Annotated in this window: 20 protein-coding genes and 1 pseudogene; 14 read left to right on the forward strand and 7 right to left on the reverse strand. The window is 72.5% G+C overall.

What is annotated here, in order from left to right; genetic code table 11:
• The first annotated feature begins 255 nt into the window (after nucleotides 1-255).
• Nucleotides 256-1,482 carry a phosphatidylserine/phosphatidylglycerophosphate/cardiolipin synthase family protein gene (locus TU30_RS18155; protein ID WP_078878345.1) on the forward strand — a complete coding sequence of 409 codons (1,227 nt, stop codon included), beginning with the start codon at nucleotides 256-258 and terminating at the stop codon, nucleotides 1,480-1,482.
• Nucleotides 1,483-1,772: 290 nt separating this feature from the next.
• Here the strand turns inward: TU30_RS18155 and TU30_RS18160 are convergent, their stop codons facing one another.
• A complete protein-coding gene (locus tag TU30_RS18160; RefSeq protein ID WP_042171263.1) occupies nucleotides 1,773-2,261 on the reverse strand; it encodes a MarR family transcriptional regulator in 489 nt (162 codons plus the stop codon).
• A gap of 96 nt (nucleotides 2,262-2,357) precedes the next feature.
• Here TU30_RS18160 and TU30_RS18165 point away from each other — a divergent pair, with 96 nt between their 5' ends.
• From TU30_RS18165 to TU30_RS18195, 6 genes are all read left to right on the forward strand, one after another.
• On the forward strand, nucleotides 2,358-3,575 hold the full coding sequence (locus tag TU30_RS18165; RefSeq protein ID WP_042171265.1) for a PP2C family protein-serine/threonine phosphatase: 1,218 nt from the start codon (nucleotides 2,358-2,360) through the stop codon (nucleotides 3,573-3,575).
• A 182-nt stretch (nucleotides 3,576-3,757) separates the two neighbouring features.
• The gene (locus TU30_RS18170; protein ID WP_370626671.1) at nucleotides 3,758-5,449 is read left to right on the forward strand and encodes a SpoIIE family protein phosphatase; all 1,692 of its coding nucleotides are present in this window, start codon (nucleotides 3,758-3,760) and stop codon (nucleotides 5,447-5,449) included.
• Nucleotides 5,446-6,543, forward strand: coding sequence for a B12-binding domain-containing protein (locus TU30_RS18175; RefSeq protein WP_042171272.1), 1,098 nt, complete (start codon nucleotides 5,446-5,448; stop codon nucleotides 6,541-6,543). The genes TU30_RS18170 and TU30_RS18175 overlap by 4 nt, the downstream gene beginning before the upstream one ends.
• Nucleotides 6,540-7,007, forward strand: a complete 468-nt coding sequence (locus TU30_RS18180; protein ID WP_063837641.1) for an STAS domain-containing protein — start codon at nucleotides 6,540-6,542, stop codon at nucleotides 7,005-7,007. Before TU30_RS18175 ends, TU30_RS18180 begins: the two co-directional genes overlap by 4 nt.
• Before the next feature lie 361 nt (nucleotides 7,008-7,368).
• Nucleotides 7,369-7,833, forward strand: a complete 465-nt coding sequence (locus TU30_RS37355) for a universal stress protein (protein ID WP_234307898.1) — start codon at nucleotides 7,369-7,371, stop codon at nucleotides 7,831-7,833.
• A 267-nt stretch (nucleotides 7,834-8,100) separates the two neighbouring features.
• Nucleotides 8,101-9,147 carry a TerC family protein gene (locus tag TU30_RS18195; protein ID WP_042171278.1) on the forward strand — a complete coding sequence of 349 codons (1,047 nt, stop codon included), beginning with the start codon at nucleotides 8,101-8,103 and terminating at the stop codon, nucleotides 9,145-9,147.
• Between the two features lie 356 nt (nucleotides 9,148-9,503).
• Here the strand turns inward: TU30_RS18195 and TU30_RS18200 are convergent, their stop codons facing one another.
• Both TU30_RS18200 and TU30_RS18205 read right to left on the reverse strand, forming a co-directional pair.
• Nucleotides 9,504-11,036, reverse strand: a complete 1,533-nt coding sequence (locus tag TU30_RS18200) for an FAD-dependent oxidoreductase (protein ID WP_042171281.1) — start codon at nucleotides 11,034-11,036, stop codon at nucleotides 9,504-9,506.
• A gap of 335 nt (nucleotides 11,037-11,371) precedes the next feature.
• Nucleotides 11,372-13,018, reverse strand: a complete 1,647-nt coding sequence (locus TU30_RS18205; protein WP_042171283.1) for an NAD(P)/FAD-dependent oxidoreductase — start codon at nucleotides 13,016-13,018, stop codon at nucleotides 11,372-11,374.
• 9 nt (nucleotides 13,019-13,027) lie between these two features.
• Between TU30_RS18205 and TU30_RS37360 the strand changes: the two are divergent.
• The 3 genes and pseudogenes from TU30_RS37360 to TU30_RS36540 all read left to right on the forward strand — a co-directional run.
• Nucleotides 13,028-13,168: pseudogene (locus TU30_RS37360) on the forward strand (XRE family transcriptional regulator); the annotation flags it as partial.
• Nucleotides 13,169-13,214: 46 nt separating this feature from the next.
• Complete coding sequence (locus TU30_RS18210) at nucleotides 13,215-13,418, forward strand: DUF397 domain-containing protein (RefSeq protein ID WP_042171286.1); 204 nt, start codon at nucleotides 13,215-13,217, stop codon at nucleotides 13,416-13,418.
• A gap of 89 nt (nucleotides 13,419-13,507) precedes the next feature.
• Nucleotides 13,508-14,074: a hypothetical protein gene (locus TU30_RS36540; RefSeq protein WP_199816870.1), complete on the forward strand. Its 567-nt coding sequence runs from the start codon at nucleotides 13,508-13,510 to the stop codon at nucleotides 14,072-14,074.
• On the opposite strand, the gene TU30_RS37365 is transcribed toward TU30_RS36540, so the two are convergent.
• The 3 genes from TU30_RS37365 to modA are packed head-to-tail and all read right to left on the reverse strand — an operon-like array spanning nucleotide 14,062 to nucleotide 16,855.
• Complete coding sequence (locus tag TU30_RS37365) at nucleotides 14,062-15,168, reverse strand: ABC transporter ATP-binding protein (protein WP_042171288.1); 1,107 nt, start codon at nucleotides 15,166-15,168, stop codon at nucleotides 14,062-14,064. The genes TU30_RS36540 and TU30_RS37365 overlap by 13 nt on opposite strands.
• Complete coding sequence (gene modB, locus TU30_RS37370) at nucleotides 15,165-16,052, reverse strand: molybdate ABC transporter permease subunit (RefSeq protein ID WP_042171290.1); 888 nt, start codon at nucleotides 16,050-16,052, stop codon at nucleotides 15,165-15,167. Before modB ends, TU30_RS37365 begins: the two co-directional genes overlap by 4 nt.
• Nucleotides 16,049-16,855: a molybdate ABC transporter substrate-binding protein gene (modA, locus tag TU30_RS18230; RefSeq protein ID WP_234307899.1), complete on the reverse strand. Its 807-nt coding sequence runs from the start codon at nucleotides 16,853-16,855 to the stop codon at nucleotides 16,049-16,051. The genes modB and modA overlap by 4 nt, the downstream gene beginning before the upstream one ends.
• 937 nt (nucleotides 16,856-17,792) lie before the next feature.
• Between modA and TU30_RS18235 the strand changes: the two genes are divergently transcribed.
• The 4 genes from TU30_RS18235 to TU30_RS18250 all read left to right on the forward strand — a co-directional run bounded on the left by TU30_RS18235 (nucleotide 17,793) and on the right by TU30_RS18250 (nucleotide 21,928).
• The gene (locus TU30_RS18235) at nucleotides 17,793-19,340 is read left to right on the forward strand and encodes a polysaccharide lyase family 1 protein (RefSeq protein WP_042171295.1); all 1,548 of its coding nucleotides are present in this window, start codon (nucleotides 17,793-17,795) and stop codon (nucleotides 19,338-19,340) included.
• 121 nt (nucleotides 19,341-19,461) lie between these two features.
• Nucleotides 19,462-20,703 (forward strand): MFS transporter, encoded by a 1,242-nt coding sequence (locus TU30_RS18240; RefSeq protein ID WP_042171296.1) that lies wholly within the window; start codon nucleotides 19,462-19,464, stop codon nucleotides 20,701-20,703.
• A 69-nt stretch (nucleotides 20,704-20,772) separates the two neighbouring features.
• Nucleotides 20,773-21,354, forward strand: a complete 582-nt coding sequence (locus TU30_RS18245) for a sugar O-acetyltransferase (protein ID WP_042171298.1) — start codon at nucleotides 20,773-20,775, stop codon at nucleotides 21,352-21,354.
• 7 nt (nucleotides 21,355-21,361) lie between these two features.
• On the forward strand, nucleotides 21,362-21,928 hold the full coding sequence (locus tag TU30_RS18250) for a TetR/AcrR family transcriptional regulator (protein WP_042171300.1): 567 nt from the start codon (nucleotides 21,362-21,364) through the stop codon (nucleotides 21,926-21,928).
• A gap of 22 nt (nucleotides 21,929-21,950) precedes the next feature.
• Here TU30_RS18250 and TU30_RS18255 read toward each other — a convergent pair whose 3' ends face one another.
• Nucleotides 21,951-22,763, reverse strand: a complete 813-nt coding sequence (locus tag TU30_RS18255; RefSeq protein WP_042171302.1) for a GntR family transcriptional regulator — start codon at nucleotides 22,761-22,763, stop codon at nucleotides 21,951-21,953.
• Between the last annotated feature and the right edge of the window lie 363 nt (nucleotides 22,764-23,126).

The following is a 23,126-nucleotide window of genomic DNA, read 5'->3' on the forward strand; positions in this document are numbered from 1 at the left end:
CGGAAGGACCGACGGGACGACCCGCCGCGAAGGGCCGGGAGGAGGCGTCGGCCTCCGTTCCGAAATGCGAAAATCGGCCGGCGGCATCCCTGAGTGCTTCGGGGGTACAAGCTCCCTGCTCGCAGTCCGGTGGTCGGCAGCATCCGGCCAGGTCCGAAGGGCGGCAGGCCGCCTCACGGCTGTCGGCCTCCGGAGTGCCGGGACGGCCGAACCCGGCCGCCCCCTCGTCCTTTGTCTACACAGGTGGAACAGAACATGTCTGGCGTCACGGAAGTACCCGAAGACACGCAACTGGACGACCGCGCGGATCTGGACACGAAAGTCCGCGACACCCGCTCAATGCGGCTGAGACGCAGGCTGGAACGGCTGATCGGTATCGCGGCCACCGAGGGCAACGCGCTGGTCCCGCTCCGCAACGGCGACGAGATCTTCGGTGCGATGCTCGACGCCATCCGGGGTGCCGAGCACACCGTGGACATGATGACCTTCGTCTACTGGCGGGGTGACATCGCGCACCAGTTCGCCGAGGCGCTGGCCGAGCGCGCCCGGGCCGGAGTCCGGGTGCGGCTCATGCTCGACGGCTTCGGCAGCCGGCCCATAGAGAAGGACCAGCTCGACCTCATGGACGAGGCCGGAGTGGACGTGGCCTGGTTCCGCCAGCCGCTCTACCTCTCGCCCTTCAAGCAGAACCACCGCTGCCACCGCAAGGTCCTCGTCGTCGACGAGGCGACCGCCTTCACCGGTGGCGTCGGGATAGCCGAGGAGTGGTGCGGCGACGCGCGCAACGAGAACGAGTGGCGCGACACCCACGTGCAGGTCCGCGGCCCCGCGGTCGACGGTCTCGCCGCCGCCTTCGCCCAGAACTGGGCCGAGTGCCACGACGACCTCTTCGACGACCGCGACCGGTTCGTCGGCACCGAACCCCAGGGCGACGCCGTCGTCCAGGTCGTGCGCGGTTCCGCCTCCTTCGGCTGGCAGGACATGCAGACCCTGATGCGCGTCGTCCTCGAGTCCGCCGAGGAACGCGTCCGTCTCACCACCGCCTACTTCGCCCCCGACGCCTACTTCACCGAGCTGCTCTGCGCCGCCGCCCGGCGCGGGGTGGAGGTCGAGATCCTGCTGCCGGGCCCGCACACCGACAAGCGGGTCTGCCAGCTCGCCGGACAGCGCTACTACGAAGACCTCACCGCCTGCGGCGTGAAGATCTACCAGTACCAGCCGACGATGATGCACGCCAAGGTCGTCACCATCGACCGGATCGCCTCCCTGGTCGGCTCGACCAACTTCAACCGGCGCTCCCTCTCCCACGACGAGGAGGTCATGCTCGCGGTCATGGACCCCGAGTTCACCGCGGCACTGGACGGGCACTTCGACGAGGACCGGGAGAAGAGCGTGCTGATCGAGCGCGGCCGGTGGAAGCGCCGCGACCTCCTCCAGCGGGCCCGGGAAGCGGCTGTGGTGCCGATCCGCCGCTACCTCTGAGCGCACCGGTCCAACCCGACGTCCCGGGCTCCGGCCCGACGGACAAGAGGCCGCCGCCACCCCGGGAACGCCCAGAACGCCGGGACACTCCCGGGAACGCAGGGAACGCAGGGAACGTAGGGAACGCAGGGAACGCAGGGAACGCCGGGACCCTCGGGAACGGTCCGTCGCATCGCGGCACATCCCTGCCCGCGGCATTCCCGCCCGCGCCCGGCTCACCGCGGCCGACGGGGGCGCGTCCGACGGCCACCGAGCCGGTGGTCCGGGGCCCCACGGACGGGGCGTGTGGCTCAGGCGGTTTCCTGGTGCCCGAAGGGCCGGGCGGGTTCGCCGATCGCGTCGCACAGGGCGCCGAGTCCGGTGGCGAGGGCGTGCTGGGCGTCGGGAGTCATGCGGCTCATGGCCTGACGGAGTGCCTCTTCCCGGCGCTGCCTGAGGCCGTGCAGGTGGGCGATGCCCGCGTCGGTGAGGTCCAGCTGCATTTCGCGACGGTCCTGGGGGCGCGGGGTCCGGCGGAGGAATCCGGCGGCCTGGAGGCGGTCGCAGAGGCGGGTGACGGACGGTGCTGCTGCGGAAAGGCGGCGGCCCAGCGTGCTCAGGTTGATGCCCGGCTCGCGTTCGATGGTGAACATCACACGTGTCTGGGCGGCGGAGAGCGGCGCGGTACCGAGCACGCCGCGGCCACGCTCCCAGGCGATCTCCAGGAGCTCCAGGACCTGGCCGACTTCGGGCACGGCGGGGGAGTCGTGCGGGTGGAGGGAGGTGAGGGCCTCGCGCATGTGACACTCCCGAGTGGGCCGTCTGCGCCCGTTCCGGCTGGTCGATGTGGGCAGTCGCACCATGAAGATAGGCGAAGGAAAGAAGGACCGGTACCAGTGGACAGACCCAGCGCGGTCGAACGCTCTCTGCGCGAGGCCGCGCCCCACGAGATCTTCGACGTGATCCGCTCCCTGATCGAGCGCCGTCATCATGCCCGGTCGGTGGAGCTGCTCATGGCCGACTATGCCATGAAAAGGCTGCAGCCCGTCGGGGTGCTGCCGCACACCCGCCCCCCGGTGTCGGTGCACGGGAGTGCCGCGGGGCGTGCCTTCGGCGCCCAGGAACCGCACTGGGTGTACGACGACTCGGCAGCCACGGTGACGGTGCACCTGCCGGTCAGCGTCCGGGGGGACAGGCTGGGGGTCCTGAGCGTCACCTTGCGGACCGGCGAGGACGGGCCGGCCGCGGACGTGGTGGAGGAGCTTCAGGAGTGCGCCGACGCGCTGGCGCACGAGGTGGTCGTCGCAGGACGGGACACCGATCTGTTCCTGCAGGCGCGCCGGGCGGAACGGCTGACGCTGGCCGCCGAGATGCAGTGGCAGTTGCTCCCCGGCGGTTCCTGTGCCCGGCCCGAGTACAGCCTGGGTGCCCAGCTGGAGCCCGCGTACGCCATCTTCGGCGACAGCTTCGACTGGTCGGCCTCGGCCGACCACCTGTACGTGACCGTCAGCAACGGCATGGGCGAGGGGATCGACGCCGCGTTGCTGACCAGCCTTGCGATCAACGCCCTGCGCAATGCCCGCCGGGCCGGCCTGGACCTGAGTGACCAGGCCTATCTGGCCGATCAGGCCGTTCACGGGCAGTACCAGGGAAGCCGCTACCTGTCGACGCTGCTGTTCCGGTTCCACCTCCCGACCGGGGACGTGGAGATCATCGACGCCGGTTCACCGCGCGTGTGGCGGGTGCGCAAGGGGGTGGTCGAGGCGATCGAACTGGAGGCGCAGATGCCCCTGGGCATGTTCGAGGACACCGTCTACGTTCCACAGCACCTCAAGGTCGAACCCGGAGACCGCCTGCTCTTCATCAGTGACGGCGTCTACGACGCGTTGTCACCGAGCGGTGAGAGGTACAGCCTCCGGGCACTGGCCGCGTCGATCACCGGCACGCGGCTGCTGCCCGCCTCGCAGGTGCCCAGAGCGATACTGCAGGAACTGCTCGGGTACCGCGGCTCCCACCCGGCTGCGGACGACTCCCTGGTGATGTGCCTGGACTGGCACGGCCGTCCCGCCCCGGGCCGGGACGGCCAGGACCTGCCCCGGACCACGGGCGTGTGACCTTTCCGTGGAGTTTTCGGGTTCGTGCCGTGAGGGGCGCGGGCGGCGTCCCCGCCTCGGGAGGCGGCGCGCGCGGAGGGTGGGTTGCCATCGAGGACGCGCCTGGGTAATGCTTGCCGCGAGCTAAGTATTTTTCGTCCACCGGGAAGGGTGGTGCGGTTCGCCCCGGGCGGGCCCTTTTCATGGCCTCAACCGAGGGAGTCCCCGTGTCGATACCCGAGCAGCGCTCCGCGTCCGGCTTGTGGACTCTTGCCCCCTACCCCATGATCGTGGCCGACGAGGTCGGCACCGTCGTGGAGACGAACCCCGCGGCCACCCTCCTCCTGGAAGGCGCGGTGCCCGGGGCGAACATGCTGGACGCGGTCCCGGACTGGCTGGCCCGGGCCCACCTGGAAGCGGTCGTGGACGGGCGGCGTCCTGCCCCGGAGCACCCGGAGCACCGGGATGCCGGGGACCCGCCTTCGGTGTCGGGGTGGATCGCGGCCCACAGCTTCGAGGCGCACCCCACCCGGAGCCGGGACGGGAAGGTGGTGTGGTGGCTGGTCGACGACACCGACCTCCGCCTCGCCGAAGAGACGCTCGCCACCGAGCGCGAACGCACCAGGTTCCTTGCGGAGGCGTTCAGCACCCTGCTGGCCTCGTTGAACCCCGACAGATGCATGGCCGCCACCGCGCAGATGGCCACCGAGTTCCTCGCGGACGTGGCGGTCGTCGTCGCCCCGCCGTCCGGCAGCAGGCTGCCCGTCGCGCACGGCGTCGCGGGTCAGGAAGTCACCCGTACCGTGGTCACGGCCGATCCGTCCGGGCTGCCGGGTCTCAGCGAGGCGCTGCAGGGGTTCCCGCCCGTCCCCTCACGCTGGATCGACCCTGCGGCACTGCCCGACTGGGTCGTCCCGCAGGGCTTCGACGGGACGGTCCGGTCGGTCGTCGTGACCCCCCTGCCCGGCCACGGCGTGCCCGCCGGAGCCCTGGTCCTGCTGCGCAGCACGGATCATGCGCAGTTCAGCGAGAACGAGGAGATCTTCGCCCGGCTGTTCGCCGCCCGGGCCGGCGCCGCCCTGTCCGCCTCCCGCCTCTACAGCGAGCAGAGCGCCATCACCCAGACCCTGATGCGTGACCTGCTTCCTCCTCGACTGGAACGGCTCAACGGGGTGGAGATCGCCGGCGGCTACCGGACCGCCGGGGCCAGCGAGCGGGTGGGCGGCGACTTCTACGACGTCCACCCCGGCAGCACCACGGCCGACGCGTCGCTGGTGGTCCTGGGCGACGTGTGCGGCAAGGGCCTGGACGCGGCCGTCCTGACCGGCAAGATCCGCAACACCCTGCAGGCGCTGGTGCCCATGGCCGACGACCACGAGCGGGTGCTGCAGCTTCTCAACGGAGCGCTCCTGACCTCTCACCACACCCGCTTCGCGACCCTGGTGATGGCCTCGGTGCAGCGCGCGGAGAACCAGGTGCGGCTGCGCCTCACCTCGGCCGGCCACCCCGCGCCCCTGGTGGTCCGTACGGACGGCAGCGTCGAGGAGGTTCCCACGCGCGGCTCCCTGATCGGGGCCCTTCCGACGATCGAGGCCCGCTCGGTCGAGACGGTGCTGCAACCCGGCGAGACGTGCCTGCTCTACACCGACGGATTCACCGAGGCCCGCGGTGGGCCGCTCGGCGACGAACTGTTCGGCGAAGAGCGTCTGAAGAAAGCCCTGTCGGAGTGCGCCGGCATGCCGGGGGAGGCCGTCGTCGAGCGGATCCAGATGCTCGCCTCGCAGTGGCTGCGCGACGGCAGCCACGACGACATGGCCGTCGTCGTCATCAGTGCTCCGCACACGACCCGCCTGAGCGCGGTGAACGGCCACACTCGGGGCAGGTGCACCGCATGAACGCGAGAAACGACTCCGGTCCCGACGGCCTCCAGGCCCTTCGGGACCGGTTGTGGACGGCGCTGACCGGCCGCGACGAACACCGTGCCGCAGAGATCGTCCTCACCGCCCTGGAGGACGGTGTGGGCGCGGAGACGGTTCTGCTGGATCTCGTCGCCCCGGTGCAGGCGAAGGTCGGCACCGAGTGGGCGGCCAACCGTCTGAGCGTCGCGCAGGAACATGCCGCCAGCGCCATCACCGAGCGCATCATCGCCGTCCTCGCCCACCACCCCGCCGCCCGCACCGCTCCTGCTCTGGGCCGTGTCACCGTGGCGTGCGTGGACCAGGAATGGCACGTCCTGCCGGCCCGTCTCCTCGCCGAAGTCCTCACCCTGCGTGGCTGGCAGGTCGACTTCCTGGGCGCCCAGGTGCCCACCCCCCACCTCATCGACCACCTCCACCACAACGCCGTGGACGCGGTCGCGCTCTCCTCCTCGATCCCCACCCGGCTGCCCGTCGCCCACGCGGCGATCACCGCCTGCCAGGCCGTCGGAGTCCCCGTCCTCGTCGGCGGAGCGGCCTTCGGCCCCGACGGCCGCTTCGCCCGTCTGCTCGGAGCCGACGCCTGGGCCCCCGACGCACGCGCCGCGGCCCGCCGGCTCGCCGACGGAATCCCCGCGTCCGGCCTCGCCACCGGGCGGCAGCGGATCGATGACCTGCCCCACCTCGCCGACCAGGAATACACGCTCGTCGCCCGCTCGCAGGGGCAGCTCGTCAAGGAGGTCTTCGCACGGATGGACGACCGCTTCCCCGCGGTGGCCGCCTACACCGCTCCCCAGCGGGAGCGCACCGCCGAGGACATCGCGCACATCGTCGAGTTCCTGGCCGTGGCCCTCTACACCGATGACGACGAGCTGTTCACCACGTTCATCACCTGGACGGCCGGCATCCTCAGCGCACGCCGCGTGCCCGCCCGGTCCCTGCAGCCCGCACTGGACATCCTGGCCACCGAACTCAAGGACTTCCCCCGATCCACCCGGCTGCTCGACCGGGCGCGTTCCGCCCTGGACGGCGCGCCCGTACCAGCCGGAGCACACCCCGGAGCTCCCGCATGATCCCCCAGCCCCACCGCCCCTTCACCCTCACCGTGGAAGCCGGGCAGGGCACCGCACACCTCCGTCTCGCCGGCGACCTGGACTACGACACCTGCGACGAACTGGTGGAGCAGGCCGAACAGTGCCTCACCACCCACCCCGACCTGCAGGACCTGCGCCTGGACTGCGCAGAACTCCGGTTCTGCGACTCCATGGGCATCTCCGTCCTTCTGATGATCCACCGCAAGACCAGCGCGCGGAACATACGGCTGAACCTGGACGACCCGCCCCCGTTCCTGGAACGCATCCTGGACACCACCGGAGTCCGGCATCTCTTCTCCCAGGCGCACCCGCCCCAGCAGACCGGGCAGGCCACCCCCGGCCAGAGCACCTCCCCCCGCACCCCGCCGCTCCCCGCCCCACGGCCTCCCGAACCGGGAAGCCCCGAGGACCCCGGACCGGACCCCGGGAAGGTCCTCCTGTAAGGACATCGGAGGGGAAGCCCGCAAGGACATCGGGGGGGGAAGCCCGCAAGGACATCGGGGAAAGCGGGTGGCGCGTCCCGGTCCGTACCCGCCTACAGTCCGCGAGGCATGAATCCCGGGACGCCCCGCACACGGGCGCGTCGGAGTGGTGCGCAGGTGTGGCCGCACCGAGGCGCCGGACGGCGCGGTACGGCTGCCCGCTGCCGCGGAGAAGGCCGCGTCGAAGGTCCGGGAGGCGGTCCGCCCGGGACACGGGATCCCCGGTGCCCGTGGAGCCGGGTCGCCCAGGACGGCGCGCACCTCACACCGCTCGGGACGCACGCCTGTACGAGTCCGCCTGGCCGCTTCCCGCAAGGCCCCGGTGCTGCTGGTCGCCGTGCTGCCCGCACAGCGGCAGCTCCCGGCCACGGCGGCCCGCGCGGACGCCTCCACCGTCCGGATGTTCCCGGCCCGGGTGCTGCCCCGGCTGCGGCACGCCGGGGTGGGCTACATCCCCGTCGCCCACCGCGCCCCGGCCGCCGCGGAGGAGCCGCCGGGGCTACGGGCCGCGGGCGGGGTGCTGGACCTGGCCGCGCGGCACCACTCGCCGCTGGTGGTGGCCTCCAGCCGGGGGCCGGCCGGCCTGGACGCGCACGGCCTGACCGAAGCCTCCGCCGTGCGCGGCGGACCGTTCGTCTACGCCGTCGACCCCGCCGCCCGCTCGGTGACGCCCCTCGCCGGCGCCGTCCTCGGACCGGCCGGCCCGCCACCCACCGCGGTACGCACCGTGTGGGCACTGGCCGACCGGCGCCCGTCGGCGGCGGCCGCCCCGCCGAAGGAGACGTGATGGACGGCCCGACCGCGCCGGCGCGCCGTGGTGGCTGCTCGCACCGGTCGTGCTGCTCGTACTGGTCGACCTGGTCGTCGGCGCCCTGTGCGCCGCCTTCGCGACACGGCCGCGCCGCCGCAGGCCGCCGCCCGGCGACCCGCACGACCAGGGAGGTGGGCGCCCCGGTGGACCGGCGGCCCGTGCCCGGCTCCCCTCCGTGACCCGCCAGGGCACGGCCGCCGCCCTCGACCGCCCTCCCGATCCGTCAGAGGAAGCCGATGCACCATGAATGACCTGTCGTTCACCGTCCCGCTGTGGGTGTGGGCCGCCGTCACCCTCGTGATCGCCGTCATGCTCGCCGTCGACCTCGTCGCCCACCGCGACCACCACGTGATCGGCTTCAGGGAAGCGGCCCTCTGGTCCGGGGTGTGGATCGCCATCGGTCTCGCCTTCGGCCTGGTCCTCCTCGTCTGGCAGGGCAGCGAGGTGTCCACCACCTACTACGCCGGCTACCTGATCGAGAAGGCACTGTCCATCGACAACGTCTTCGTCTTCGCGCTGGTCTTCTCCTTCTTCGCCGTCCCCGACGCCTACCAGCACAAAGTCCTGTTCTGGGGCGTCGTCGGAGCGCTGGTCTTCCGGCTGGTGTTCATCTTCGTCGGCGCCGAACTGCTCCAGCTGTTCTTCTGGACCGCCTACCTCTTCGGTGCGTTCCTGATCTGGACCGGCTACAAGATGGCCGTCTCCAAGAACGAGGAGATCCACCCCGACCGCAACATCATCGTCCGCCTGGTCAAGAAGGTCGTCCCCACCGACCCGAGGTTCCACGGCGGCCGCTTCTTCACGAAGACCAACGGCCGGCGGGTGGCCACCCTGCTGTTCGTGGCGCTGGTCGCGATCGAGGCCACCGACCTGATCTTCGCCGTCGACTCCGTCGCCGCGATCCTCGCGATCACCACCAACACCTTCCTGGTGTGGACCGCCAACGCCTTCGCCGTGCTCGGCCTGCGCAGCCTGTACTTCTGCCTGGCCGGACTGCTGCGCCGCTTCGCCTACCTCCACTACGGCCTCGCGGTCCTGCTCGCCTTCGCCGGCGTCAAGCTCATCCTGTCCGAGACCCCCGTCGGCAAGCTGCCCATCCCCCTCACCCTCGGCGTCATCGTCGCCACCATCACCGTCTCCATCGCCTGGTCCCTCATCGCCACCCGAGGCCAGAACGGAGACACCGACGGAGACTCCGACGGCCACATTCCGGCCGGGACCGACAAGACCGCGAACGCCGGACCCGCATCCGGCGGCCCCGGCCCGCACCGCCCGGAAGCACCGTCATGACCACCCCGAGCCCCGGCCCGCACCTCCCCTTCACCGCACCGACCCGGTGCCCGCCGACACGCTCACCGGGCATCCGGCCGGCAGCGGCGTCCCGGCCCTCGTCACCGGCACCCGCGCCGTCCGCGCCGCCCGCGAGGGGACCGCCCAAGCCGGGCTGCCCGCCGCCCACGCCGGCGCGACCCCGACCGCCGCGGCCGCCTTGCGCTTCGTCGGCTTCAGCCTCCAAGGCCCTGCTCCGCACCGCCCGCGCACGACGACGCCCCGCCCACCAGGCCGACGCCGTCCTCTCCCCCACCGATACCCTCACCGAGGCGCTCACTGCAGCCGGGCGCCGCCGCCGTGCCGTCCGGACCCGCTCAGACCGTGCGGGGAGGCAGTGGACGCAGGGCCGGACCCTGGAGCACTTCGCCGTCGACCCCGAACCGCGAGCCGTGGCAGGGGCACTCCCAGGCGGTCTCCGCCTCGTTGAAGGCGACCAGGCAGCCGAGGTGTGTGCAGCGCGCCGACACGGCGTGGGTGGCTCCGCCCTCGTCGCGGTAGACGGCGCAGCGGCGCCCTCCGACCCGGACGATCGCACCCGAACCGGGGGTGATCTCGGCGACGGAGTCGACGTGGGTGGTTTTCAGACGGTCACCCACGAAGTGCCGGGCGACCTCGGCCTGTTGTTTCAGGAGGGTCGCGCCCTCCCGGACCGTGCTCCACAGACGGCGTGGGTCGTACAGGCCCGCCCACTCGGGTTCCGTGCCGGTGAGCGTGGACGCCAGCAGCTGTCCGGCCATGGCGCCCCCGCTCATGCCCCAGCCGCCGAAGCCGGTCGCCACGTACACGTGGCGTGCGCCCGGATGGAAGGGGCCGACCAGGGGCACGCCGTCGCTCACGTCGTTGTCCTGGGCGGCCCACCGGTAGGCCGTGTCGCCGACTGCGAAGTGCTCGTGCATCCAGGCGTCCAGCCGCAGGAAGCGCTCGTGGCCGTCCCCCGTACCGGGGGTGAAACTCTCGCCCGTGACGATGAGCAGCCGCCGGCCGTCGTCGAGCGGAGCGGTCCGCACGGACCGCTTGCCCATGTCGTCCGTGATGTACATGTGCTTCGGCGCCCCGGAGGCAGGCAGGGGTGCGGCGACGACCAGTTCGCGGTGCGGTGACAGGCGCGCGAAGTGGAGCGCCCGGTCGAAGACCGGGTAGTGCGTGGCGACGACGACGTCCCCGGCCGTGACCGTCGCGCCCCGCTCCGTCGTCAGCCTGCACGGTCTGCCCTCGGACAGGCCGGTCACCCGGGTGCGTTCGTGGATGACACCGCCCCGTGCGGTGATGTCGTCCGCGAGGGCCAGAAGGTACTTGCGGGGGTGGAACTGCGCCTGGTCCGCCACGAGCACGGCTGCGGCCACGGGGAAGGGCAGGTCCGTGTCCGTCACGAGGCGGGCGTCCAGCCCCGCTTCCGCGGCGGCCTCGGCCTCGGCCTCGAACGAGGGACGTTCCCGCGGGGCAGTGGTGAAGGTCAGTGCCGACGACCGCTCGAGGTCGCAGTCGACCCCCAGTTCCGCCGCCACCGAGGCGACCCGTTCCACCGCTGCCTGCTGGGAGCGGGCGTAGTGGCGTGCGCCCTCCCTCCCGCGCGTGCGGCGCAGCCGCCCGTACACGAGCGAGTGAGCCGCGGTGAGCTTCGCCGTCGTGTAGCCGGTCACCCCGGCGGCCACGCGGTCCGCCTCCAGCACGACCACCTTCCGTCCGGCCCGGGTCAGTTCCCAGGCGGTACTCAGGCCTGCCATGCCCGCCCCGATCACGGCGACGTCCGCCGTCGCGTCGGTGTCCAGTGCCGGCCGCCGGACACCGGGCGCCGTGTCCATCCAGTACGACTCGGCCATGCCGGGGAGCTCAGATCGCGTCGTCATGCACCCACGGGTTCCCCCCGGCGGCCGAAAGGAGACGCGGTGAGCGGATCCTTCCCCCGAGCGGCCCTGGACTTCGTAGCCGTCCGGTGGCATCCGCCGCGCCCGCGGCCCGCGCGGTTCATCCGGCGGGAAAGGCCGGAAGGCCGGAAAGGCCGGAAAGGAACGCCGTCCGGCCCGGCGGCGAGGGCGGCGAGGGCGTCCTGGAGGACGTACTGCACGGCCGCGAGCCGGGCGCGATCGTGCAGGCCTCGGTAGGAGGTCAGAGGCGCCGCACCGCCGGCTTCCCCGCGATGGAGCCGGAGGAGGCTCTGCCTCTGCCGGGTGGCACCGGCGTGTCAGGGTTTCGGGAGCTCGGGGCCGTCCCCGCGGCTGCCCTCCCTGCCCCGTCGGTCCAGGACGCCGCGTGCGGGGCCGAGCAGGGCGGCTCGGGTCCGGCCGCGCAGCGCGGCGCGGGCCGCGTTGGCGCCGGGGGCCCCGTGGACGCCGCCGCCGGGGTGAGCGGCGGCCGAGGCGAGGTACAGCCCTTTCACCGGTGTCTCCGGCCGGCCGGTGCCGGGGGTGGGGCGGAACACCAGCTGCTGGTGCATCGCGGTGGTGCCGTTGTTGATCGCCCCGCCGTACAGGTTCGCGTCGAGGGCCTGGAGCGCGGGCGGCGGGAGAAGACGGCGGGACCTGATGCGGGAACGGAACCCCGGTGCCCAGCGCTCCACCTCGCTCTCCACGCGGTCGGCCATGGCTTCCTGTTCCCGCCGGTCCCAGGCTCCGGTCAGACCGTCCTCGCCCGCGTCGCCCTTGATCCGGTGCGGGACATGGGTGTACGCCCACGCCGATTCGGTACCGGCCGGGGAGCGGGTGCCGTCGGCCGTGGTCATCTGCCCGAAGAGGAGGAAGGGACGGCCGGGCACGCGGCCGGTCGCGATCTGCGCGGCGAAGCGGGTGAGGCCGTCGACGCCGTCGGCCAGATGGACCGTGCCCGCCGTCGAGGCCTCCTGCGCGGTCCAGGGCACGGGCCCGCCGAGTGCCCAGTCGATTTTGAAGGTGGCGAAGTCCCACTGGAACCGGACGAGATCGTCCAGCAGCCGGCCGGGCAGGTGCCGGGCGTCGACCGGCCCGCCGTACAACGCGGGCGCGGAGACGTCGGCGAGCACGGCACGGGACGCCGGTACGGACTCGCCCCCCGCCGTGCGGACGCCGACGGCACGGCCGCCCCGCACCACCACCTCGCTCACCCGCTCGCCGCAGCGGACCACGCCGCCGCGCCGCTCCAGCCGCCGGACCAGGGACGTCGTGAGCGCACTGGATCCACCGACCGGGACGGGAAAACCGTAGGCCTGGCCGAGCATGGACTTCAGCCAGCCGAAGCCGCCGCTGCCCGCCGACTCGGGTGCCAGGTCCGCGTGCAGCGCGTTGCCCGCGATCAGCAGCCTGCCCGCCTCGCCGCGGAACTCCTCCCCTCCCAGCCGCCGGGCGGGCAGCAGCAGGGTCCTGGCCAGGCGCAGGCCCCCGGAGGCGCGGAGCCGCACGGCGAGGCGCGCCGCGGACCGCACCGGCGGGAAGGGGGTGAACAGCGCGCCGAGAAGGTCGGGGCCCATCCGGTTCCAGGTCTCGCACAGGGCCAGCCAGGCTGCCCCGTCGCCCGCGCCGAACGCGTCCAGGCCCGCGGCCGTGTCCTCGCTCCGGCGTTCCAGGACCGCGCACCGGCCGTCCGGCAGGGGATGCGCCAGGACGCGGGCGGCATGGCTCCAGCCGAGCCCCTCCTCGTGGAGCCGCAGGTCCGCCAGCACCGGGGAGGCGGCGGCGAGCGGATAGGAGGAGCTGAACACGTCACTGACGTAGTCGGGGTGTACGCCGCGGTCGCTGCGGACGGCGCCGCCGGGCTCCGGCTGCTCCTCCAGGACCTCGACGCTCCATCCGGCGTCGGCGAGGAGATTCGCCGCGACGAGACCGTTGGGCCCGGCTCCGACGACCACCGCGTCCGGCATCGCTGCCTCCTGTTCGTCGCCCGCCGGCGCTTCGCCGAGGAACTGCGGACGCTACGGGCCGCAAGCGGGACGAGCCTGCGGGCCCCCGGCGAACGACTGGGCTGGGACTGGTCCCTGTTCGGTAAGATGGAAAAGGGCGGGACGATCGGCCAGCGGAGTCGCGGAAGTTCATCCTGCGAAGGTTGGAGGACGTCACGTGCGACCGGTAGACCTGACTGCCGTGTCCTGGCGCAGGAGCAGCTACAGCAACCAGGACGGCGGAGCGTGCGTCGAGGTCTGCGACGACTTCGCCGCCGTCGTTCCCGTGCGGGACAGCAAGGTGCCGCACGGCCCGGTGCCGGTGTTCCGGGCCGGTGGACGGGCCTCCTTCGTGTCGGCAGTCGGAGAACGGCGGCCGTGACGGCCCCGGGCAGGGCGGCCGGGAATCTGGCGGAGCTCGCTCGTACCGCGCTGGCCGTCGCGTCCGGGTGCGCGCAGGACGTCCGTGCGATGCGTACCGCGCTCGCCGGCCTGCGCAGCACGACGGGGGCCGTCGTCGCCGACACGTGTCTGCGTGGCGATCTCGGGTTCGTGCTGCTCCTCCACCCGCGCAAGGACGGCTGCTTCGCCGAGGAGCTCTACTTCTCGGCCCGGCCGGGCGACGGGTCCTGGGCGGCGGCGGAGCACCTCTCCGGAGGTGTCACGGGGGTCGACCCGACCGGTGACCGGGACGTCGCCCGCATGCTGAACGGCAGGCCGCTGGCGTCGTTCGGCGAGTCGGAGACTGCGCTGTTCACCGGTCGACCGCAGTCCGACGACGGATACGAGTCGCTGCGCTTCCACGAGGTGCTCGTACACGCGGGAACCGACCACCTCGACGTCGAGGACCTCTCGCCAGGAGCCGACCCCGCGCGTCGCCGACGCACCGGCAAACCGCTCGTGTCCCGGGTCGCGCTGTTCGCCCTCTTCCCCGGCGAACGCCTCACCGTTCGCGCGATGGTGCGGGAAGGGACCGGCTCGCACCCTCTCGGCGAGCCGCTCGGTCTGACCGGTCCCGACGCCGGTCAGACCGGATAGGCGTGGGTCTGGGTCGCCTTGACCGTGGCCCAGACGTCCGCGCCCGGGTGGAGGCCGAGTTCGGCGGCGGCGACCGTGGTGAGGTCGGCGGCCAGGGGGAGGCCGCCGGTGAGGTCCACGCGGATCTGGTCGCCGTGGGTCTCCATCCCGCCCACCTCGCAGTGCCAGAGGTTGCGCGCGCTGGAACCGGTGGGGCGGCTGCTGTGCAGGGTCACGGCACCGGGCGGGAACGCGACGAAGACCCGGCCGGTCAGGTCCTCGGTGGTGGTGACCGTCGGGCCGCCGTCCAGCCGTACGGTGTGGCCCTCGGCCCGGCCGGTGTAGAGGTTCAGGCCGACCAACCGGGCGATGTAGTCGGTGCGCGGGTGACGGGCGATGTCCCGGGGCGTCCCCTCCTGGACGACCCTGCCGTGCTCCACGACCACCAGACGGTCGGCCAGCACCATCGCGTCGAGCGGATCGTGCGTCACCAGGACGGCGACGGCCTCGAACGCGGCGAGACGGCGGCGGAGTCGGGCGCGTACCTCCAGGCGGGTACGGGCGTCCAGGGCGGCGAGGGGCTCGTCGAGGAGGAGCAGCCGGGGGCTGGTGGCCAGGGCGCGGGCGAGGGCCACGCGTTGGGCCTGGCCGCCGGAGAGACGGCGGGGCTTGGACCCGGCGTGGTCCGCCAGGCCCATGCGGTCCAGCAGCACGGCGGCCGTCGCCCGCGCCCGGGCCTTCGTGGCGCCCCGGCAGCGGGGGCCGAAGGCCACGTTGTCCAGGGCGGTGAGGTGGGGGAAGAGCAGGTAGTCCTGGAAGACGACACCCACGGGACGGGAATCGGGCGGAAGACGGTCCAGCTCCCTCCCGTCCAGGCGGAGGTGCCCGGTGGTGAGGGGCGTGAGACCGGCCAGGGCGCGCAGCGCCGTACTCTTGCCGGCACCGTTCGGGCCGAGCAGGGCGACGACCTCACCCGGCGCGGCGGTCAGCGCGATGTCCAGGCGGAAGGTGCCGCGGTCGACGACGAGGCGGGCGTCGAGACCGTCGGGGCCCTTGCCGAGTGCGGAGGCGGCCCCGGCGGGGCCGTCGTGCTCGCGCCTTCCGGTGCCGGTCATGACGTGGTCAGCCAGCGGTCGCGCAGGCCGGCCAGCACCGCGATCGAGACGGCGAGCAGGACCAGGCTGAGGGCGACGGCCGCCTCCGGGGCGCTCTGCAGGGCGAGGTAGACCGCCAGGGGCATGGTCTGGGTCCGGTCGGGGAAGTTGCCGGCGAAGGTGATCGTCGCCCCGAACTCGCCCAGCGCCCGCGCCCAGGCCAGCACCGAGCCCGCCGCGACGCCCGGCGCGATCAGCGGCAGCGTGACCCGGCGGAACGCGGTGAAGCGCGACGCGCCCAGCGTGGCCGCGGCCTCCTCGTACCGGCGGTCGGCGGCCCGCAGCGTGCCCTCGACGCTGATGACCAGGAACGGCATCGCCACGAACGCCTCCGCGACCACCACCCCGGCCGTCGTGAACGGCAGGGTGACGCCGAACCACTGGTCCAGCCACTGCCCGACGATGCCGTTGCGGCCGAGCGCCATGAGCAGGGCGACACCGCCCACCACCGGCGGCAGCACCAGCGGCAGCGTCACCAGCGCCCGCACCAGGCCCCGGCCGGGGAATTCCGTACGGGCCAGCAGCCAGGCCAGCGGTACACCGAGGACCAGGCTCACCGCCGTCGCCGCGGTGGCGCACACCAGGGAGAGCCGCAGCGCCTGCCACACCGCGGGGCTGGTCAGCTGCTCGGGCATGCTCTGCCACGGGGCCCGGACCAGCAGCGCGAGCAGCGGCACGAGCAGGAACGCCAGCGCGAGCAGCGCGGGCAGCAGCAGGGGCAGCGGTACGCCCTGCCCGCCCACCGCCCCCGTGCGCCGCCGCCGCGGACCGGCGCCCTCACGGCGGTCTCCGCGGAGGCCCTCACGGGTGCCGGCCCCCGTGCCGGAGGTGTCCGCCGGGGTCACGACGTCAGGAACCCGGCGTCCGCCAGCACCCGCTGACCCTCCTCGGACCGCACGTACGCGATGAACGCCTCGGCCGCCTCGGCGTTCGGGGCGTCCTCGAGCAGGGCGATCGGGTAGTCGTTGACGGCCTCTGCGGCCTCGGGGAAGTCCACGCCCTCCACCTTGTCACCCGCCGCGCGCACGTCGGTCCTGTACACGAGGGCGGCGTCGGCCTCCTTCAGCCCGACCTTCGTCAACGCGCTCTTGACGTCCTGCTCGTACGACACCGGGGTGAGTCCGAGGCCGCCGGCGTCCAGCGCCGTCTGCGCCGCGGACCCGCACGGCACCTCCCTGTCGCACAGGACGACCTTCAGTTTCGGGTCGGTCAGGTCCTCCAGCGAGGAGACGCCCTCCGGGTTGCCCGGCAGGGTGGCGATCTCCAGCCGGTTGCGGACGAAGGTGGCCGGGGTGCCGGCGGCGTCCCCCGCGTCCGAGACGATCTTCATCGTCCCGGGGCTGGCGGAGGCGAAGACGTCGGCGGGGGCACCGCTGGTGATACCGGCGGCGAGGCTGTCGCTGCCGCCGAAGCTGAACGTGACCCCGGTACCGGGGTTCGCCTTCTCGAAGCGCTCGCCCAGCGTCGTGAAGCTCTCCGTGAGGGACGCGGCGGCGAACACGGTCACCGTGCCCGACAGCTCGCCCGACGCGCGCGCGTCCCCGCGTCCCGGCGAGGAACCGCGGTCGGAGGACGGGGAGCAGGCGGTCGCGGCCCCCGGAACGAGCAGCAGGGCAGCGACGGCACAGGCCACCCGCGTCATCGGCATCCGGCGACCCGAGCGGGACGGACGGCCCGAGCGGGACGGACGGGTCCGGTGTGCGGGGCGGGTCGTCACAGGGCTGCTCCCTCTGCCTGCTGCTTCTCACGATCCGATCGGGCGGTCGTGCATGCGCCGATCATACTGCCGCAGGTGCAAGCTGAAAATTCTCTTTCGTCTTGCATCAGCTGCTCTGTCAGAGCGAAAGGCCCGCATGTGCGTTTGTCCGGACCGTAGTCCGGATGCCTTCGGCCGGGAGGCGGTGGCCCATGGCCCGGCCTCTTGTCGCAGACGTCGCCGGTCCGGTCGCCGGTCTCGTCCTGGCCGAGCCCGCCGCGGCGCCGCGTGAGGGGCGGCCCGGACGGGTTTCCTCCGAACTCCCCCCTCCCCGACGCCGGATGAGTGTGAACAGCATCTGGTGTATGAGATACGAAAGAGCGCACTCATGGCGTCCGGAGCCTTGCCAGGCTGGTCCGGACCGCCCTATTCTCCCGGTGAGAAAGCGCTTTCCCCGGTTGTCGGTTCAGGGCCAGTGGAGCGAAGTCGCCTCGTTCGCCGGTGGCTTCGCGCAGGAGCCGCCACTGGTCCGGCGCGGGAGCACGGTCGCGGTGATCCCGCGGCCGGCGTCGGCCGACATGTCCGCCGGGCCCTCATGGCAGCGGTCGGTCCGGTCGCACCGAAGCCGAGCAAGAGCCGAGCAAGAGCCGAAGAACCGCCTCGGAGAACAGCACCCGCAGCAGGGCGGGGCCGGGGCGCCCGCAGGGCGTGATCACGGTACGGCCGAGTGCGGCCGGAGCCGTCCGGAGAGACGTCCGGCGGATCCGACCGCGCTCTATATGACATGCCCATGACCATGCTCGCGAGGGTGAAGTCGGTCGTCGCGGTCGCCCCGGTCCATCCATGCAGTCCGCCCCCGGCACGTGCAGACGAACAGGGAGAGACACGGATGAAGAGATCAGCAGCAGTGCGCCTCGGCGCGACACTGGCCACGGCGGCCCTCGCGGCCGCGACCGGGCTGGTGGTGTCGACGTCCTCGGCGTCGGCGGCCGTCACCGGCAGCGCCACCGGCTACGCCACGCGGAACGGCGGTACCACCGGCGGCGCCGGCGGGCAGACGGTACGCGCCACCACGGGCACCGCGATCCACGCGGCCCTGTGCAACCGGGCCAGCAGCAGCACCCCGATCATCATCGAGGTGCAGGGGACCATCAACCACGGCAACACCACCAAGGTGTCCGGCGGCAGCTGCAACACGGCCGCCGACAAGATCGAGCTGAAGCAGATCAGCAACGTCTCGATCGTCGGTGTCGGCAGCGGTGCCGTCTTCGACCAGCTGGGCATCCACATCAGGGAGGCCAGCAACATCATCATCCAGAACGTGACCGTCCGGAACGTCAAGAAGTCCGGCTCGCCCACCTCCAACGGCGGTGACGCCATCGGCATGGAGAGCGGTGTCCGCAACGTCTGGGTCGACCACGCCACGCTGGAGGCGTCCGGCGGCGAGTCGGAGGGCTACGACGGCCTCTTCGACATGAAGAACGACACCCAGTACGTGACCCTGTCGTACAGCATCCTGCGCAACTCCGGCCGCGGTGGCCTCATCGGGTCCAGCGAGAGCGACCGCTCCAACGGCTACGTCACGTTCCACCACAACAAGTACGAGAACATCGACTCCCGTACCCCGCTGCTGCGCGGCGGCATCTCGCACATCTACAACAACCACTACGTCGACCTGCACGAGTCCGGCATCAACTCCCGGGCCGGGGCGCGCGCGAAGGTGGACAACAACTACTTCGAGGACTCCAAGGACGTCCTCGGCACCTTCTACACCAGCGAGGCCGGCTACTGGCAGGTCGGCGGCAACATCTTCGACAACGTGACCTGGTCCAGCCGCAGCGGCGACAAGCAGCCCGCCGGTCCGAACCCGACGTCCAACACCTCGGTCACCATCCCCTACTCCCACCGCCTCGACAACGCGAACTGCGTACCGGACGTGGTGAACCGGACGGCCGGCGCCAACAAGGGCAACCGGGTCTCGGACGGCAACTGCACCCCGCAGAACCCGGGCCCGACCGACCCGCCCACCGACCCGACCGACCCGCCCACCGACCCCACTGATCCCCCCACCGGGACCAACCTCAGCCTCGGCGCCGGCGCCGACGGCTCCAGCAAGGCCAGTGGTACGAGCTACGGCAACGTGATCGACGGCAACACGGGCAGTTACTGGTCGCCGAGCGGTTCGACCGGTTCCGTCTCGGTCAAGTGGCCGTCCGCCACCTCGGTGTCGAAGATCAACATCCGGGAGGCGGCGGGCTCCGAGGGGGCCATCCGGAACTGGAGGGTCCTCAACCACGACACCGGAGCCGTCCTGACCTCCGGCAGCGGAGCGGGCGTCATCTCCTTCCCGCAGACCTCACTGCGCAAGGTCACCTTCGAGATCACCAGCTCCGACGGCACTCCGAGGGTCGCCGAGTTCGAGACCTACAACGGCTAGGAACGCCCCGAAGGGCTCACGCGCCCGGCTCCGGTCCCGTCCGGGACCCGGGGCCGGGCGTCGGCCGTACCGCCGGAAAAGGGAGTGTACGTTCGTACGCTCTGCGGATAGGGTCCGGCGTATGACCACTGACGTACTGCGCCGGCCGGGCGCGGCCGAGCGGCAGGCCCGTACGGCCGTCGCCGTGCTCTTCTTCACCAACGGCGCCCTGTTCGCGAACCTTCTGCCGCGCTATCCGCAGATCAAGGCGGATCTCGGGATCGGCAACGCCGCCTACGGGCTGGCCGTCGCCGCGTTCCCGGCGGGGGCCGTCGTGGCCGGGCTGGGGGCGGGGGTCGTCGTCCGCCGGCTGGGCTCGGCGCGTGCCGCGGTGGCGAGCACCCTGCTGACCGCGGCCGGGATCCTCGTCGCCGGACTGGCGCAGTCGGTGACGCTGTTCGCGGTCGCGCTGTTCCTGGCCGGCGCGATGGACGCGTTCACCGACGTCGCGCAGAACGCCCACGGGCTGCGGGTGCAGCGCCGCTACGGGCGCTCCATCATCAACTCCTTCCACGCCGTCTGGTCCATCGGGGCCGTCACCGGCGGAGCCATGGCCGCCGGCGCCCTCGCGCTCGGTCTCCCGCTCGGGACGCACCTGCTGATCTCGGGTCTGGTCTTCGGCGCCGCCGCCTGTCTCGCCCTGCGGTTCTGCCTGCCGGGGCCCGACACCGGGCCGGCCGAGGAGGCGGAGGCGAAGGGAGGGCTCCGGGAGAAGGAACCCGCAGGGGGAGGCCGTCCCGGGCTGACCTCGCGCACGCGGTACGTACTGGCCGCGCTCGTCCTCATCGCCACCGCCGGCACCCTCGTCGAGGACGCGGGCAACTCCTGGGCCGCGCTCTACCTCTCCGACTCGCTGAACGCGTCGGCGGCGCTGGCGGCGTCCGGCTTCATCGCCCTGGTCGGGGCCCAGTTCATCGGCCGGATCCTCGGCGACCGGCTCGTCGACCGGTTCGGCCGGCGCGCCGTCGCCCGCGCCGGAGGCTTCGTCGCCGCGGCCGGCATGGGCCTGGCGCTGGCCGTGCCCACGGTGCCCGGCACCGTCCTCGGCTTCGCCGCGGCCGGGTTCGGCGTGGCGACCCTCGTACCCGCCGCGATGCACGAGGCCGACGAACTGCCCGGCCTCAAGGCCGGATCGGGCCTGACGATCGTCTCCTGGCTGATGCGGCTCGGCTTCCTGCTCTCCCCGCCGGTCGTCGGGCTCGTCGCCGACGAGGCCGGCCTGCGTCTCGGCCTGCTGATGGTGCCCCTCGCGGGCGCGCTCGTGGTCGTCCTCGCCGGGGTGCTGGGGTCCCCGAAGCGCCAACCGGCAGACGGCGAAAGGTAGAAGAGCGCCGCAGCATCGGCCGGGTGTACGGAGTGTACGGTCGTACGCTCCACGGTGTACCGTCACCCCATGGCGACGGACCACTTCGCACAGGACCCCCGTACGAACCTGGAACGGATGCGGGCGGGCGACCCCTGCATCGCCGACGATCCCGAGATCGCCCGCCGGCAGCAGGAGGCCGTACGCCTGGCCGCCCGCTTCCAGGCAGCCTTCGTCGAGGACGCCGTCGCGGCGCAGTCGGTCCTCGCCGAACTGCTCGGCTCCGTCGGCGAGGGGGCACATGTGCGCCCGCCCCTGTACGTCGACTACGGCAGCAACATCACCATCGGGGCCCGCACCTTCGTCAACTACAACCTGACCGCGCTCGACGTCGCGGCCATCGTCATCGGCGAGGACTGCCAGATCGGCCCGGGCGTCCAACTCCTCACCCCCACACACCCCGTGGAACCCGGGCCCCGGCGCGACAAGCTGGAGGCCGCGCAGCCGATCACCATCGGCGACAACGTCTGGATCGGCGGCGGCGCCATCGTCCTGGCCGGGGTGGGAGTCGGGGACAACTCCGTGATCGGCGCCGGTGCGGTCGTCACCAAGGACGTACCGGCGAACGTGGTCGCCGTCGGCAGCCCCGCCCGCCCGGTCCGCGGCATCTGAGGCTCCCGTGGCCACCGGACACACCGACCCGCGGCGCCGCGAACGCATCATCGCCGCCACCCTCGACCTCATCGCCGAGGAAGGGCTCGCGGCGGTCTCGCACCGCAAGATCGCCCGGCGCGCCGGGGTGCCGCTGGGGTCGATGACGTACCACTTCGGCGGGATGGACGAGCTGCTCAGGGAGGCGTTCAGCGAGTTCACCGGCCATGTGGTCGCGATCTTCGACACCCATCTCGCGACACCGTCCGGCCCCGAGGAGGCCCGGGAGGCCGTGGCCGACCTCATCCGCGCCCTGTCCGAGGACAGCACGCGCGACCTCGTGCTCACCCAGGAGCTGTACGCCCTCGCCGCCCGCCGGCCCGCCTACCGGGAACTCACCCACGAGTGGATGCGCCGCAGCCGGGTCCACCTCGAGAAGTACTTCGACCCGGACACCGCCCGCCAGCTCGACGCCCTCATCGAAGGGCTGACCCTCCACCTCGCCCTCTCCAGGGAACCCCACGACCGCCCCCTGACCCTCGAGGCGATCGCCCGCATCACGGCACCCGGCGGCGCACCGCCCCGGGAGCCCTGACCGGGCCACCGCCGGGGGTGTGTCAAGGGAAGTCCGGACGTGAGGACGCCGGGGGACCGGACCGGGATCCTCGGACGGTGGGGGGTGTGAGGGTCGCCGTGAACCGGTAGCGCGAACCCCGGTACACCGCGCGGACCCACTCGACCGGTTTTCCCCGCTCGTCCCGTGAGTGGCGGGACAGCCGCAGCATCGGCATGCCCACGTCCGTATGGAGGAGTCCGGCCTCCCGCGGGGTGGCGGGGGAGGTCTCGATGGTCTCGTCGGCCTCCGCCAGGCGTACGCCGTAGACCTCGGTGAGCGTGGTGTAGAGCGAGGCGCGGCGGGCCAGGTGCCGGCGCAGGCCGGGAAAGCGGCGCGCCGACAGGTGGGTCGCCTCGATCGCCATCGGATCGCCCCCGGCCAGTCGCAGCCGCTCGAGGCGCAGCACCTTCTCGCCGGGCTCCACCTCGAGCAGCGCCGCCAGCTCCTCGCCGGCCGCCGTGCAGTCGATGTCCAGGACCCGGGAGGCGGGGGTGAGCCCCTGGTTGCGCATGTCCTCGGTGTACGAGGTCAGCTGGAGGGTGCGGTAGATCCTGGGGTGGGCGACGAAGGTGCCCTTGCCCTGGATGCGGACCAGCCGGCCCTCGCTCACCAGCTCCTGGAGGGCCTTGCGCACGGTGGTGCGCGAGGTGCGGAACTCGAGGGCGAGGAAGCGCTCGGCCGGCATCGGCGAGCCCGGTGGGCGCGCCTCGGTCATCCCCAGTAAGCGCTGCTTGATGCGGTAGTACTTCGGGACGCGGCCGGTGGGGCCCGGTGCCTGTGTCTCGGCCTGGGCGCTGCTGAGGTCCGTGCTCATGACCTGCCTTCCGGGTGCGGGGTCCGGCGGCGCGGACGGCAGGGGCCGGCCGCGGTGCACGTCGGCGGACGGCCGGGTTCGGCGCCGCACGCTCGGCGGTCCCGTTATAACCGCACGCCTTCTTTTGGTCTAGTCCAACGGTCGGCGCGGCCCTGTTCGCGGGGGGTTCCGAGCTCCGTGAGAGGTGCCGACAGCGGCCTTGGGGATCGGGTGCGCGACCCTTGACAGGGCCATAGGTCTAGGCCAAGCTCCCCTTGCTGGTCTAAACCATTTACGGAAGCCGGGTCCCAGCCCGCCGAGTGCTGCGCCGCTGCGAGGGTCACCGCCGAGGGCGTGGGTGTGGAAGGCATTCCTGAGGAGGGG

The sequence above is a fragment of the Streptomyces sp. NBRC 110035 genome (assembly GCF_000829695.1).
Taxonomy (GTDB): domain Bacteria; phylum Actinomycetota; class Actinomycetes; order Streptomycetales; family Streptomycetaceae; genus Streptomyces.

Bases quoted from the DNA above. Each gene is read 5' to 3' on its own strand.
- TU30_RS18155 (WP_078878345.1), top strand. From the start codon at position 256: ATGTCTGGCGTCACGGAAGTACCCGAAGACACGCAACTGGACGACCGC.
- TU30_RS18160 (WP_042171263.1), bottom strand. From the start codon at position 2,261: ATGCGCGAGGCCCTCACCTCCCTCCACCCGCACGACTCCCCCGCCGTG.
- TU30_RS18170 (WP_370626671.1), top strand. From the start codon at position 3,758: ATGGCCTCAACCGAGGGAGTCCCCGTGTCGATACCCGAGCAGCGCTCC.
- TU30_RS18175 (WP_042171272.1), top strand. From the start codon at position 5,446: ATGAACGCGAGAAACGACTCCGGTCCCGACGGCCTCCAGGCCCTTCGG.
- TU30_RS18180 (WP_063837641.1), top strand. From the start codon at position 6,540: ATGATCCCCCAGCCCCACCGCCCCTTCACCCTCACCGTGGAAGCCGGG.
- TU30_RS18195 (WP_042171278.1), top strand. From the start codon at position 8,101: ATGAATGACCTGTCGTTCACCGTCCCGCTGTGGGTGTGGGCCGCCGTC.
- TU30_RS18200 (WP_042171281.1), bottom strand. From the start codon at position 11,036: ATGACGACGCGATCTGAGCTCCCCGGCATGGCCGAGTCGTACTGGATG.
- TU30_RS18205 (WP_042171283.1), bottom strand. From the start codon at position 13,018: ATGCCGGACGCGGTGGTCGTCGGAGCCGGGCCCAACGGTCTCGTCGCG.
- TU30_RS36540 (WP_199816870.1), top strand. From the start codon at position 13,508: ATGCGTACCGCGCTCGCCGGCCTGCGCAGCACGACGGGGGCCGTCGTC.
- TU30_RS37365 (WP_042171288.1), bottom strand. From the start codon at position 15,168: ATGACCGGCACCGGAAGGCGCGAGCACGACGGCCCCGCCGGGGCCGCC.
- modA (WP_234307899.1), bottom strand. From the start codon at position 16,855: ATGCCGATGACGCGGGTGGCCTGTGCCGTCGCTGCCCTGCTGCTCGTT.
- TU30_RS18235 (WP_042171295.1), top strand. From the start codon at position 17,793: ATGAAGAGATCAGCAGCAGTGCGCCTCGGCGCGACACTGGCCACGGCG.
- TU30_RS18240 (WP_042171296.1), top strand. From the start codon at position 19,462: ATGACCACTGACGTACTGCGCCGGCCGGGCGCGGCCGAGCGGCAGGCC.
- TU30_RS18245 (WP_042171298.1), top strand. From the start codon at position 20,773: ATGGCGACGGACCACTTCGCACAGGACCCCCGTACGAACCTGGAACGG.
- TU30_RS18255 (WP_042171302.1), bottom strand. From the start codon at position 22,763: ATGAGCACGGACCTCAGCAGCGCCCAGGCCGAGACACAGGCACCGGGC.